The organism is Streptomyces sp. CA-251387, from assembly GCF_050936625.1.
Classification (GTDB): Bacteria; Actinomycetota; Actinomycetes; order Streptomycetales; family Streptomycetaceae; genus Streptomyces.
Genome location: NZ_JBNJMJ010000001.1, coordinates 1,735,278 through 1,747,497, shown reverse-complemented (window position 1 = coordinate 1,747,497; position 12,220 = coordinate 1,735,278). Strand labels below are relative to the sequence as shown.

11 protein-coding genes and 1 pseudogene are annotated in these 12,220 nt (G+C 70.6%); 9 read left to right on the top strand and 3 right to left on the bottom strand.

Features of this window, described 5'->3' with window-relative positions:
• Positions 1–158 precede the first annotated feature (158 nt).
• On the top strand, positions 159–1,322 hold the full coding sequence (mycP, locus tag ACQEV2_RS07685) for a type VII secretion-associated serine protease mycosin (RefSeq protein ID WP_433037912.1): 1,164 nt from the start codon (positions 159–161) through the stop codon (positions 1,320–1,322).
• Between the two features lie 53 nt (positions 1,323–1,375).
• On the opposite strand, the gene ACQEV2_RS07680 is transcribed toward mycP, so the two are convergent.
• Both ACQEV2_RS07680 and ACQEV2_RS07675 read right to left on the bottom strand, forming a co-directional pair.
• Complete coding sequence (locus tag ACQEV2_RS07680) at positions 1,376–1,972, bottom strand: HD domain-containing protein (RefSeq protein ID WP_433037910.1); 597 nt, start codon at positions 1,970–1,972, stop codon at positions 1,376–1,378.
• 9 nt (positions 1,973–1,981) lie between these two features.
• Positions 1,982–3,070, bottom strand: coding sequence for a serine hydrolase (locus ACQEV2_RS07675; protein WP_433037908.1), 1,089 nt, complete (start codon positions 3,068–3,070; stop codon positions 1,982–1,984).
• A 150-nt stretch (positions 3,071–3,220) separates the two neighbouring features.
• Between ACQEV2_RS07675 and ACQEV2_RS07670 the strand changes: the two genes are divergently transcribed.
• The gene (locus ACQEV2_RS07670) at positions 3,221–3,952 is read left to right on the top strand and encodes an SseB family protein (protein ID WP_433037906.1); all 732 of its coding nucleotides are present in this window, start codon (positions 3,221–3,223) and stop codon (positions 3,950–3,952) included.
• A gap of 1 nt (position 3,953) precedes the next feature.
• Here ACQEV2_RS07670 and ACQEV2_RS07665 read toward each other — a convergent pair whose 3' ends face one another.
• Positions 3,954–4,319 carry a DUF1844 domain-containing protein gene (locus ACQEV2_RS07665; RefSeq protein ID WP_433037904.1) on the bottom strand — a complete coding sequence of 122 codons (366 nt, stop codon included), beginning with the start codon at positions 4,317–4,319 and terminating at the stop codon, positions 3,954–3,956.
• A gap of 349 nt (positions 4,320–4,668) precedes the next feature.
• On the opposite strand from ACQEV2_RS07665, the pseudogene infC reads away from it, so the two are divergent.
• The 7 genes and pseudogenes from infC to pheT all read left to right on the top strand — a co-directional run bounded on the left by infC (position 4,669) and on the right by pheT (position 12,116).
• Positions 4,669–5,347: pseudogene (gene infC, locus ACQEV2_RS07660) on the top strand (translation initiation factor IF-3).
• A gap of 111 nt (positions 5,348–5,458) precedes the next feature.
• Positions 5,459–5,653 (top strand): 50S ribosomal protein L35, encoded by a 195-nt coding sequence (gene rpmI / locus ACQEV2_RS07655; RefSeq protein WP_004933563.1) that lies wholly within the window; start codon positions 5,459–5,461, stop codon positions 5,651–5,653.
• A 101-nt stretch (positions 5,654–5,754) separates the two neighbouring features.
• A complete protein-coding gene (rplT, locus tag ACQEV2_RS07650) occupies positions 5,755–6,138 on the top strand; it encodes a 50S ribosomal protein L20 (protein ID WP_006141703.1) in 384 nt (127 codons plus the stop codon).
• A 155-nt stretch (positions 6,139–6,293) separates the two neighbouring features.
• On the top strand, positions 6,294–7,142 hold the full coding sequence (locus ACQEV2_RS07645; protein ID WP_433037900.1) for a TrmH family RNA methyltransferase: 849 nt from the start codon (positions 6,294–6,296) through the stop codon (positions 7,140–7,142).
• A gap of 53 nt (positions 7,143–7,195) precedes the next feature.
• The gene (locus ACQEV2_RS07640; protein WP_433037898.1) at positions 7,196–8,335 is read left to right on the top strand and encodes an ATP-binding protein; all 1,140 of its coding nucleotides are present in this window, start codon (positions 7,196–7,198) and stop codon (positions 8,333–8,335) included.
• A 146-nt stretch (positions 8,336–8,481) separates the two neighbouring features.
• Positions 8,482–9,603: a phenylalanine--tRNA ligase subunit alpha gene (gene pheS, locus ACQEV2_RS07635; RefSeq protein ID WP_433037896.1), complete on the top strand. Its 1,122-nt coding sequence runs from the start codon at positions 8,482–8,484 to the stop codon at positions 9,601–9,603.
• Positions 9,603–12,116 carry a phenylalanine--tRNA ligase subunit beta gene (pheT, locus tag ACQEV2_RS07630; RefSeq protein WP_433037894.1) on the top strand — a complete coding sequence of 838 codons (2,514 nt, stop codon included), beginning with the start codon at positions 9,603–9,605 and terminating at the stop codon, positions 12,114–12,116. Before pheS ends, pheT begins: the two co-directional genes overlap by 1 nt.
• Positions 12,117–12,220: the final 104 nt, after the last annotated feature.

The following is a 12,220-nucleotide window of genomic DNA, read 5'->3' as shown; positions in this document are numbered from 1 at the left end:
ACGGACTGGACCCGCGGACCGGGCAGGACCGTCTCGACCGGCAGGACCGTTTCGACCCGCAGGACCGTCTCGACCGGCAGGACTGTCCCGACCGGCAGGACCGTCTCGACCCGCAGGCCTTCTCGACCCGGAGGACCTTCATGACGCGGAGGACCTTCATGGCCCGACGAACCGGCCCCCTCGCCGTCCTCCTCGGTGCGAGCCTCGCCCTCCTGCCGCCCACCGTCGCGCACGCCGACTCGATACGCGCCCGCCAGTGGGCCCTGGCCGCCATGCACACCCAGGAGGCCTGGCAGACCACCAAGGGCAAGGGCATCACCGTCGCCGTCCTGGACACCGGCGTCGAGGCCGACCACCCCGACCTGGCCGGCAACGTCCTCGAGGGCAAGGACATGGTCGGCTTCGGCGCCGAGCGCGGCGACCGCGCCTGGGCCCGGCACGGCACCGCGATGGCCGGCATCATCGCCGGCCACGGACACGGCGCCGGCAACGGCGACGGGGTCATGGGCATCGCCCCCGAGGCCAAGATCCTCCCCGTCCGCGTCATCCTCGAGGACGGCGACCCCGCCCGCGCCAAGGCCCGCAGCACCCGCGGCAACGCCCTCGCCGAAGGCATCCGCTGGGCCGCCGACCACGGCGCCGACGTCATCAACCTCTCCCTCGGCGACGACTCCAAGTCCGCCCACCCCGAGGCCGGCGAGGACGAGGCCGTCCAGTACGCCCTGAAGAAGGGCGCCGTCGTCGTCGCCTCCGCCGGCAACGGCGGCGAGAAGGGCGACCACATCTCCTACCCGGCCGCTTACCCGGGCGTCATCGCCGCGACCGCCGTCGACCGCTACGGCACCCGCGCCTCCTTCTCCACCCGCCGCTGGTACGCCACGGTCAGCGCCCCGGGCGTCGACGTCGTCATCGCCGACCCCGACCACAAGTACTACGAGGGCTGGGGCACGAGCGCCGCCGCCGCCTTCGTCTCCGGTGCGGTGGCCCTGATCAAGGCCGCCCACCCCGGCCTGACCCCGGCCCAGATCAAGAAGCTCCTGGAGGACACGGCTCGCAACGCCCCCTCCGACGGCCGCGACGACTCCCGCGGCTACGGCTTCATCGACCCGGCCGCCGCCATCAAGAAGGCCGCGGCCATCAAGCCGAAGAACCTGCAGGCGGCGGCGTACGGCGAGAAATACTTCGGCCCGGGCCCCGACGCGGCCAAGTCGGAGGACGACGCGACGAGTTGGACGGCCTGGCTCGCGGGCGGCGTCGGCGGCGTCCTGCTGATCTCGGCGGTCGTCGTGTTGCGCGGCCGCCACGGACGTCACGATTTCTGAGACTCGTCACCTCCCACACCAGCGCGCCGCCGAAGCTGAAGGAGCAGCACGCCCTAGACGTGCACGGGGAAGGACGCCTGGAAGGCCAGTCGGTGGTCCGCGCCATCGCCGATGTGGCCGAGGAACTCGTCGAGGGCGAGGTACTCCTCCCAGCGCTGTCTGCCTGTTTCCTGCACCAGCCGCGCAATGACGAGGTCTTCGAGTTCTGGGACGCGCTTGTTCTTCCAGACCTTGTCAGCCGTGCTCACCAACAGGTCCTCGAATGTCGCCGCGGGATCCGCCCATGCACCGTGCGTGCCGGCGAAGCGGGCCAGCTCCGGCCCGAACCCGTGAGCCAGCAGCAGCTCCCTCCCCGCCTCTTCGTGAGCGGAGCCGGGCCCGGACAACTCGGCGATGTGCACCGTCTTGCCGATGTCATGCGTCGCCGCTCCGAACAGGACGGCCTCGCGGTCGACACCGAGCTCGGGACAGCGACGCTCCACCCAGTCGACCAGTTGAACCGCCACATCGTGGACGGCACGCACATGGGCGGCCAGCCGCGGCGGGGCGCAGAGGGAGCGAAGAAGCTCAGCCACCCGCGGTGGGAGCGGCCGCAGTGGTGGATCGACCGGGTCATGCAGAGCTCGGGACAGGAGGTCTGACGGTGGCATCGGGTCAGGTTACGACGATGCCGTGGCGGACACCGACGCGGAAGCGGAAGCGGAAGCGGAAGCGGAAGCAGAAGTGGATGCGGATGCGGTGGCGCCTTCTCCGGCGAACACGGAAACCGCCGCCACCGCGGCCGCCTCGACCAGCGAAATCCCCTTCGTCTGGGTCGCGTTGCCCTTCGACAGCGCGGCCAGCAGGTAGTCGTGGCCGTCGACCGTCACCCGCCCGATGCTGTTGATGTCCCACAGCCCGGTCGCCGTACGCGGCAGCCAGCCGTTCTTCAGCGCCCACGCGGTCCCGTCGGCCGCCGCCGACACACCCCACTGCTGACCCACGGCGATCTGCCCCATCAGCCCGCGCAGATACGTCCGCGACGCCTCGCTCAACTCCGAGTCCTCCCCGAACACCTGCCGCAGCAGCCTGAGTTGATCGGCCGCCGTGGTCTGCGTCAGGCCCCACAGCATCCCGTCGCCGCCCTCGGTCCGCGTCAGCCCGAAGCGCTCGTTCGCGGCATCGAGGCCCTCCGCCTTCCCGATCGCCCGCCACAGCTCCGACGCGGAGGCGTTGTCACTGTTCTCGATCATCGCGGTCGCGTACGACTTCTCCGCCGCCGTCAACTGCCGCCCCTCGTCCTGCGCCTGCAGCAGCAGCGCCGCCAGGATGTCGACCTTCACGATGCTCGCCGTGTCGAAGCTGCCGTCCCCGTACGAGGCGCTCTCCGCGGACTCCAGGTCCAGCACCGCCACCGACACCTCGACACCGTCCGGGACGTCCACCGACTCCATGGCCGCCGCCAGCAGCTTGTCGCGGTCCACCATCGGCTGCGCCACAGCGTCCACCGAAACCTCCTCACTCGCCGAGACCGAGACCGAGACCGAGTCCGATGCCGCGGCCGAGGACGAGGGCGAGGGTGAAGGTGAGGCCGTCGGCGACGCCGCCGACGATACGGCCCTTCCCCCGGAGTGCGCCTGCGCCTTCACGTACACGGTCCCCGCGGCCGTACCGCCGAGGACGGTGACGGTGGCGAGGGCGCCGTACAGCAGGGCGCGGCGTCCGGATGGACGAGCGCGGCGACTGCGACGGGCTCTGGAAGACTCCATGCCCGCGATCGTGGGGCCGGCGACTGTGCGTGCCGTTAGACGGACGTTAGATGTGCGTCAGGGAAATCTGAGATTCCTGTGAAGCGCGTCACGGGCAGGTTTCCGGGGCCGCACAAGCGCAGCAGCATCCCCCCGATAGGGTCGGTGACCGTGGCGAACAAGAACATTCCCGACTCTCCCTTCTCCGACGACGACGGCTCCGCCGACCCCCGGCTGAGCACCGCGCTCGCCGCCTGGGCCGAGGACCGCACCGCCGAGGCGCCCGTCCTGGAGGCGCTCAAGGGCGCCCGGCTGCTCGTGCCCGTCGTGGCCGTGCTCGGCGAGGTCGAGGAGGACGAGAACGGGCTGCGCCGCGAGAAGACCAGCGACATGGCCGTACCGACCCTGAAGGCCGGCGATCGGACCGCCCTGCCCGCCTTCACGTCCACCGAGTCGCTCGCCCGCTGGGACCCGGCGGCCCGTCCCGTCGCCGTACCCCTGCACCAGGCCCTGCAGGCCGCGGCGCACGAGAAGGCCGACACGCTCTTGCTGGACATGGCGGGGCCGGTGCCGTTCGAGTTGACGGGCCCGGCGCTGCTCGCCCTCGCCGAGGGGCGTACCAGCACCGACCCGCTGGCCGACCCGGCGGTCGTGGAGGCGGTGCGCGCCGCGGTCGCCGACGTCGGCGCGGTGCTGCGCGCCTATCTCGGCCCCGGCCGGGCGGACGGCACCCTCGCCCTGGTCTTCGAGCCCGCCGTGCCGCACGACGCCGGCGTCCACGCGGTCGCGCGGCGCCTCGCCGCCGACGAAACACTGAGGGCCCGCCTGGTGCGCGGCCTCGACCTGGCAGTGCTGCCGGCCGAGGCGACGCCACCGGGCGAGCCCCTGTACGTACGAGGGTGATCTAGCCGTAGATCGGGCCGGTGTACTTCTCGCCCGGCCCCTGGCCCGGCTCGTCCGGGACGATCGACGCCTCGCGGAAGGCCAGCTGCAGCGACTTCAGGCCGTCGCGCAGCGGCGCCGCGTGGAACGAGCTGATCTCGGTCGCGCTCGCGTCCAGCAGACCGGCGAGGGCGTGCACCAGCTTGCGGGCCTCGTCCAGGTCCTTGTACTTGTCGCCCTCCTCGGTCAGACCGAGCTTCACGGCGGCGGCGCTCATCAGGTTGACGGCGACCGTCACGATCACCTCGACGGCGGGGACCTCGGCGATGTCGCGGGTCATCTCGTCGAAGTCGGGAGCCTCGGAAGACTCAGCAGGGGTGTCACTCATGCCCCACACGATAGGCCCAGGTGTACGAGGATTCGCACCGCCCCCGGGTTGCTGCTAACCTTGTGTAACGACCGGCCGGACGCCCAGACATATGTCTCAGCGATCGGCCCACAAGTGGAGGCTCCGACTTCCCACCTGACCGTCCTCCGGGACGGCGGGTCACCCCGGTCAGGCGCCCCCATCGTTCCGTACGGACGATGGAGTCGCCCGAAATTGCGCCCCGCGATCATCGCGGCGGTGCTCCGGTAGTGTTCTGGAGCCCCGCCTGTGATCGTCCGGGGCATTTTTTGTGCTTCGGCGCGGTTAGGTCTTACGAAAGAAGACATACGCGGCTGTCCGCCAGACCGCCGTGTGGTGCTAACCGAGGAGGATCCATCAGCGCCGAGCCCCGCATCAACGACCGGATTCGCGTTCCCGAGGTGCGACTTGTCGGTCCCAGTGGCGAGCAGGTGGGCATTGTCCCGCTGGCCAAGGCACTGGAGCTTGCGCAGGAGTACGACCTGGACCTGGTCGAGGTCGCGGCGAACGCCCGTCCGCCCGTGTGCAAGCTCATGGACTACGGGAAGTTCAAGTACGAGTCGGCCATGAAGGCCCGTGAGGCGCGCAAGAACCAGGCGCACACGGTCATCAAGGAGATGAAGCTCCGGCCGAAGATCGACCCGCACGACTATGACACCAAGAAGGGTCACGTCGTCCGGTTCCTCAAGCAGGGCGACAAGGTCAAGATCACGATCATGTTCCGTGGTCGCGAGCAGTCCCGTCCCGAACTGGGATACCGACTGCTGCAGCGTCTCGCGGAGGACGTCCAGGACCTCGGTTTCGTCGAGTCGAACCCGAAGCAGGACGGCCGAAACATGATCATGGTTCTCGGTCCGCACAAGAAGAAGACCGAGGCGATGGCCGAGGCCCGCCAGGCGCAGGAGGCCCGCAAGGCCGAAGCGAAGGCCAACCCCGGCAAGTCGCAGAACGCCGCGGACGCCGACGCCGTGAATGCCGAGGCCCCTGCCGAGGCTTCCGCCGAGGCGTGATCCCGGGGGACGTAAGTCCCCAGGACGTAACCGATACAACAGCGACGCTCCACCGTGCCCGGTTTTCGTGACCGGGCACCGGAGCGCCACCGACGAGGAGAGAACGGCGCTATGCCGAAGAACAAGTCGCACAGCGGTGCCAGCAAGCGCTTCAAGGTCACCGGCTCCGGCAAGGTGCTCCGTGAGCGCGCCGGCAAGCGCCACCTGCTCGAGCACAAGTCGTCCCGCGTGACGCGTCGCCTGACCGGCAACGCCGAAATGGCCCCGGGCGACGCCGCGAAGATCAAGAAGCTTCTCGGCAAGTGACGTACGCGGCGCTTCCACTGAGCGCCGTACGTCTGGACCGGGACCCAATCGATTCCGGGCCGTGTGAGTCCAACCGCGGCCCCGCTACAAGGAGTTAAAAAGTGGCACGCGTCAAGCGGGCAGTGAACGCCCACAAGAAGCGCCGGGCGATCCTCGAGCAGGCCTCCGGCTACCGCGGTCAGCGTTCGCGCCTGTACCGCAAGGCCAAGGAGCAGGTCACCCACTCGCTGGTCTACAACTACAACGACCGCAAGAAGCGCAAGGGTGACTTCCGCCAGCTGTGGATCCAGCGCATCAACGCCGCTGCCCGCGCCAACGGCATCACGTACAACCGCTTCATCCAGGGTCTGAAGGCCGCGAACGTCGAGGTCGACCGTAAGATCCTGGCCGAGCTGGCCGTCAACGACGCCAACGCGTTCGCCGCGCTCGTCGAGGTGGCCCAGAAGGCGCTGCCGAGCGACGTCAACGCGCCGAAGGCTGCGTGACCGCTGCGCTTGGCTTGAGCCGACGTGACTGAACGGACCCGTGGGTTTTGCCTGCGGGTCCGTTGCATGTCGTGGTGCGGGCGGGTTCGGCACCGCCGGAGTCCGCCGTCGTGGTTGATCGCCGTTGCGGCGGAACAAAAAGTTAGGTGAACCGCATGCCTCCCGTTGCCCCCGAGCTGATTTCCCCCCGTTCCCCGCGGGTCTCCGCCGCCCGGCGGCTCGCCAAGCGGAACTTCCGGGGCAAGGAGCGGCTGTTTCTCGCCGAGGGGCCGCAGGCCGTGCGGGAGGCGGCGGCTTACGGGGACACGCTCGTGGAGTTGTTCACGACCGTCGAGGCCGCGGAGCGGTACGCCGACATCATCGGGGAGGCGCGCGACGCCGGGGCCCGGGTTCATCTCGCCGCCGAGCAGGTGATCGCCGATATCTCGACCACCGTCACGCCGCAGGGGCTCGTCGGGATCTGCCGGTTCATCGACACCCCCTTCGAGGAGATCCTCGCCGCCCGGCCCAAGCTTGTCGCCGTACTGGCGCATGTGCGGGACCCGGGGAACGCCGGGACCGTGCTGCGGTGCGCCGATGCCGCCGGTGCCGAGGCCGTCGTACTCACCGACGCGTCCGTCGATCTGTACAACCCCAAGGCCGTACGGGCCTCCGTCGGGTCGCTGTTCCACCTTCCCGTCGCCGTCGGAGTGCCCGTCGAGCGGGCCGTTGCCGGGTTGCAGGACGCCGGTGTGCGGATCCTCGCCGCCGACGGAGCCGGGGACCGGGATCTGGACGACGAGCTCGACAAGGGCACCATGGGCGGGCCGACCGCCTGGGTGTTCGGGAACGAGGCGTGGGGGCTCCCGGAGGAGACCCGTGCGCTGGCCGACGCCGTCGTGCGCGTGCCGATCCACGGGAAGGCCGAGAGCCTGAACCTCGCCACCGCCGCCGCCGTATGTCTCTATGCGTCGGCCCGTGCACAGCGCGCCTCCGGAGGGTGCCGTTCCGTCACCGAGAGCTAGTAGGGTGACCAGCTCGGGGGCCCCAAAGCCGTCGTGAGAGGTGGGGTACGGGGATGAGTGTCGGCACGAGCAGCGCACCGGGGGCACGGGAGGTGCGGCGGCCGTCCGCGTCCCGGTCGCCCGGTGAATCCGCGGAGCTCGGAATCAATCCCGACGACCTGCCCGACGGCCTCGTCGTCGCCGATGAGCACGGGCACGTCATCTGCTTCAACGCCGCCGCCGAGCGCATCACCGCCGTAGCCGCCGCCGACGCCCTCGGGCAGCGGCTGGAGAAGGCCCTGCCGTTAGAGGACCTGGAGGGGCGGCGCTGGTGGCAGCTGACCGACCCCTACGGCGGGCTGGCAATCAGGCGCAGGCAGCCCGAGCGCAATCTGCTGCTGCCCGGCGGGCGTGAGGTGCTCGTCTCCGTGCGGTACGTGCGCAGCGAGCCCACCGGGCCCGTGTGCCGGGTCGTCGTCTCGCTCCGCGACACCGAGGCCCGCCGCCGCACCGAGCGCTCTCACGCCGAGCTGATCGCGACCGTGGCCCATGAGCTGCGTTCGCCGCTCACCTCCGTCAAGGGCTTCACCGCCACCCTCCTCGCCAAGTGGGAACGCTTCACCGATGACCAGAAGCGGCTGATGCTGGAGACCGTCGACGCCGACGCCGACCGCGTCACCCGCCTCATCGCCGAGCTGCTCGACATCTCGCGGATCGACAGCGGGAGGCTGGAGGTGCGGCGCCAGCCCGTCGACATCGGCGCGGCCGTCGGGCGGCACATTCAGGCGTACGTCGCGGCCGGCCAGGTCGCCGACCGGTTCCTGCTGCGCATCGAGCAGCCGCTGCCCGCCCTGTGGGCCGACCCCGACAAGATCGACCAGGTGCTCAGCAACCTCATCGAAAATGCCGTGCGGCACGGCGACGGAACGGTCACCATTGACATCACGGCCACGGCGTCCCCGCGCGAAGGCGAGGAAACCGGCACGTCGGTCACGGTGAGCGACGAGGGGCCCGGCATCCCGGAGGAGTCCATGAACCGCGTCTTCACCCGCTTCTGGCGGGGCAGCAAGCGCGGCGGCACGGGCCTCGGGCTCTACATCGTCAAGGGCATCGTCGAGGCCCACGGCGGCACCATCACGGTCGGCCGCGCCCCCGGCGGCGGCGCACAGTTCCGATTTACGTTGCCCGTGGCGGCACCGGCGTATCTCACCTGAGAACCGGACCGAGCCCCACGGGCGCATTCGCTCACCTCAACCCCGTTAGACTCGGCCTTTGGCACCTTTGTGTCCCAATAACCGTGACGAGATGTCCACGAGTCGGTACGGGGCCATCCGCCAGCCAATCGGAAGCACGGGAAGAGATGTCGGCACCGAATAAGTCGTACGACCCTGTCGAGGTCGAGGCACTGAAACCAGAAGAGATCGAGCGCATGCGGGACGAGGCGCTCGCCGCCTTCGCCGCCGCGGACTCCCTCAACGCGCTCCAGGAGGCCAAGGTCGCCCACACCGGCGGCACCTCCCCGCTGGCCCTCGCCAACCGCGAGATCGGCGCCCTGCCCCCGCATGCCAAGGCCGAGGCCGGCAAGCGCGTCGGCCAGGCCCGTGGCGCCGTCAACAAGGCCCTCGCCGCCCGCCAGGCCGAGCTGGAGGCCGAGCGCGACCAGCGCGTGCTGGTCGAGGAGTCCGTGGACGTCACCCTGCCGTACGACCGCGTACCGGCCGGCGCCCGCCACCCGCTCACCACGCTCTCCGAGCGCATCGAGGACGTCTTCGTGGCCATGGGCTACGAGGTCGCCGAGGGCCCGCAGGTCGAGGCCGAGTGGTTCAACTTCGACGCCCTCAACATCGGCCCGGACCACCCCGCGCGCGGCGAGGCTGACACCTTCTTCGTGCAGGGCCCGGACGGCGGCTCCGAGTCCGGTGTCGTGCTGCGCACGCACACCTCGCCCGTGCAGATCCGCTCCCTGCTCGACCGCGAGCTGCCGGTCTACGTGATCTGTCCCGGCCGCGTGTACCGCACCGACGAGCTGGACGCCACGCACACCCCGGTCTTCCACCAGGTCGAGCTGCTCGCCGTGGACGAGGGCCTGACCATGGCGGACCTCAAGGGCACCCTGGACCACATGGTCCAGTCCCTGTTCGGCGAGGGCATGAAGACCCGGCTGCGGCCGAACTTCTTCCCGTTCACCGAGCCGTCCGCCGAGATGGACATGGTGTGCTACGTCTGCCGCGGCGAGTCCGTCGGCAACCCCGACCGCCCCTGCCGTACCTGCTCCTCCGAAGGCTGGATCGAGCTCGGCGGCTGCGGCATGGTCAACCCGCGGGTGCTCACCGCCTGCGGCGTCGACCCGGAGAAGTACAGCGGCTTCGCCTTCGGGTTCGGCATCGAGCGGATGCTGATGTTCCGCCACAACGTCGAAGACATGCGAGACATGGTCGAGGGTGACGTCCGGTTCACCCGGCCGTTCGGGATGGAGATCTGATGCGGGTCCCGCTTTCTTGGCTGCGGGAGTACGTCGACCTGCCGGCGACGGAGACCGGCCGTGACGTCCAGGCCAAGCTCATTTCCGCAGGTCTGGAGGTCGAGACCGTCGAGCAGCTCGGCGCCGACCTCAAGGGCCCGCTCGTGGTCGGCCAGGTGCTGACCATCGAGGAGCTGACGGAGTTCAAGAAGCCGATCCGCTTCTGCACCGTCGACGTCGGCACCGCCAACGGCACCGGCGAGCCCCAGGAGCTGATCTGCGGCGCCCGCAACTTCCAGGTCGGCGACAAGGTCGTGGTCGTGCTCCCGGGCGCGGTGCTGCCCGGCGGCTTCGAGATCGCCGCCCGCAAGACCTACGGCCGCGTCTCGCACGGCATGATCTGCTCCACCAGCGAGCTGGGCATGGGCGACGACGGCACGCACGGCATCATCGTGCTGCCGCCGGAGACCGAGGTCGGCAAGGACGCCATCGAGCTGCTCGAACTGGTCGACGAGGTCCTGGACATCGCCGTCACCGCCAACCGCGGCGACTGCCTGTCCATCCGCGGCGTCGCCCGCGAGACCGCCATCGCCTACGGCCTGCCGCTGCGCGACCCGGCCCTGCTCGACGTGCCCGGCCCGAACGCCTTCGGCTACCCGGTGCAGGTCTCCGACCCCATCGGCTGCGACCGCTTCACCGCCCGCACGGTGACCGGCCTGAGCCCCGAGGCGCGCTCCCCGATCTGGCTGCAGCGCCGCCTGCAGAAGGTCGGCATGCGTCCGATCTCGCTCGCCGTCGACATCACCAACTACGTGATGATGGAACTCGGCCAGCCCCTGCACGCCTACGACCGCAAGCTGGTCCAGGGCACCATCGGCGTGCGCCGGGCCGAGGAGGGCGAGAAGCTCGTCACCCTCGACGGCGTCGAGCGCAAGCTGCACGCCGAGGACCTCGTCATCACCGACGAGCGCGGCCCGATCGGCCTCGCGGGCGTCATGGGCGGCGCCAACACGGAGATCGCCGACCACGATGATGTGGAGAACGCGACCACCGACGTCGTGATCGAGGCCGCCCACTTCGACCAGGTCGCCATCGCCCGTACGGCCCGCCGCCACAAGCTGTCGTCGGAGGCGTCCCGCCGCTTCGAGCGCGGCGTCGACCCGGCGGCGGCCGCCGCGGCGGCCCAGCGGACGGTGGATCTGCTGGTGCTGCTGGCGGGTGGTACGGCGGAGGCCGGTGTCACCGAGGTCGTCACGCCGTCCGGCCCGCACACCATCACCACCCCGGCCGACCACCCGGACAAGGTCGCGGGCGTCGTGTACGGCCGCGAGACCGTCGTACGGCGGCTGCAGGAGATCGGCTGCGACGTGTACGGGCAGGACGAGCTGATCGTCACCGTGCCGTCCTGGCGGCCCGACCTGCTGGAGCCGAACGACCTGGCCGAAGAGGTCATCCGCCTGGAAGGCTACGAGAACCTGCCTTCCACGCTGCCCAAGCCGCCGTCCGGCCGTGGCCTGACCCACCGCCAGCGGCTGCACCGCCGGGTCGGCCGCGTGCTGGCCGGGGCCGGCTATGTCGAGGCGCCGAACTACCCCTTCGTCAGCGAGCAGGTCTTCGACCAGCTGGGACTGGCGGCCGACGACCCGGCCCGCCGCGTCGTCAAGCTGGTCAACCCGCTCAACGACGAGGAGCCCGCGCTGCGTACGTCGCTGCTGCCGGGTCTGCTCGGTGCGCTGCGGCGCAATGACGGGCGCGGTTCGCACGATCTGGCGCTGTTCGAGACGGGCCTGGTCTTCCAGCCGCGTGAGCAGCAGGGCACTGCCGGGCACCTGACCGTCGACCGGCGTCCGACCGACGAGGAGATCGCGGCACTGAACGCCGTGCTCCCCGAGCAGCCACGGCACGTCGCCGTCGTTCTCGCCGGGGCCCGGGAACAGGCCGGCTGGTGGGGCAAGGGCCGTCCGGCCGACTGGGCCGACGCGGTCGAGGCGGCGCGGCTCGTGGCCCGCGAGGCGGGGGCCGAGCTGAGCCTGCGGGCCGGGCAGTACGGGCCGTGGCACCCGGGCCGGTGCGCCGAGCTGGCGATCACCGTGGACGGCGCCGAGCGGGTCGTAGGGCACGCCGGTGAGCTGCACCCGAGGGTGCTCAAGGCGCTGGGTCTGCCCGCGCGCACCTGTGCGATGGAGCTGGACCTGGACGCGCTGGAGCAGGTCGGCGACGGTACGCCGCAGGCGCCGAGCATCTCCACGTTCCCCGTTGCCACGCAGGATGTCGCCCTCGTGGTGGACAAGCCGGTGCCGGCCGCGGAGGTCGAGGCCGCGCTGCGTGAGGGGGCGGGCGAACTCCTTGAGGCGATCCGGCTGTTCGACGTGTACGTCAACGACGAGCAGCTCGGTGACGGCAAGAAGTCGCTGGCGTATGCGTTGCGCTTCCGTGCGGGTGACCGGACGCTGACCGTGGACGAGGCTTCGGCGGCTCGGGACGCCGCGGTGGCCCTGGCGGGCGAGCGGACCGGGGCGGTGCTGAGGGGCTGATCGCCGCGGGGGACTGTGTTGTGTGCCGGCTGCGGGTTCGCTGTGGCTGGTCGCGCAGTTCCCCGCGCCCCTGTGGGGGCACGCCCCCACACCCCCTATCGCGG

Excerpts from the sequence above, each read along its gene's own strand:
- mycP (WP_433037912.1), top strand. The coding sequence starts at position 159 with ATGGCCCGACGAACCGGCCCCCTCGCCGTCCTCCTCGGTGCGAGCCTC.
- ACQEV2_RS07680 (WP_433037910.1), bottom strand. The coding sequence starts at position 1,972 with ATGCCACCGTCAGACCTCCTGTCCCGAGCTCTGCATGACCCGGTCGAT.
- ACQEV2_RS07675 (WP_433037908.1), bottom strand. The coding sequence starts at position 3,070 with ATGGAGTCTTCCAGAGCCCGTCGCAGTCGCCGCGCTCGTCCATCCGGA.
- ACQEV2_RS07665 (WP_433037904.1), bottom strand. The coding sequence starts at position 4,319 with ATGAGTGACACCCCTGCTGAGTCTTCCGAGGCTCCCGACTTCGACGAG.
- rpmI (WP_004933563.1), top strand. The coding sequence starts at position 5,459 with ATGCCGAAGAACAAGTCGCACAGCGGTGCCAGCAAGCGCTTCAAGGTC.
- ACQEV2_RS07645 (WP_433037900.1), top strand. The coding sequence starts at position 6,294 with ATGCCTCCCGTTGCCCCCGAGCTGATTTCCCCCCGTTCCCCGCGGGTC.
- ACQEV2_RS07640 (WP_433037898.1), top strand. The coding sequence starts at position 7,196 with ATGAGTGTCGGCACGAGCAGCGCACCGGGGGCACGGGAGGTGCGGCGG.
- pheS (WP_433037896.1), top strand. The coding sequence starts at position 8,482 with ATGTCGGCACCGAATAAGTCGTACGACCCTGTCGAGGTCGAGGCACTG.
- pheT (WP_433037894.1), top strand. The coding sequence starts at position 9,603 with ATGCGGGTCCCGCTTTCTTGGCTGCGGGAGTACGTCGACCTGCCGGCG.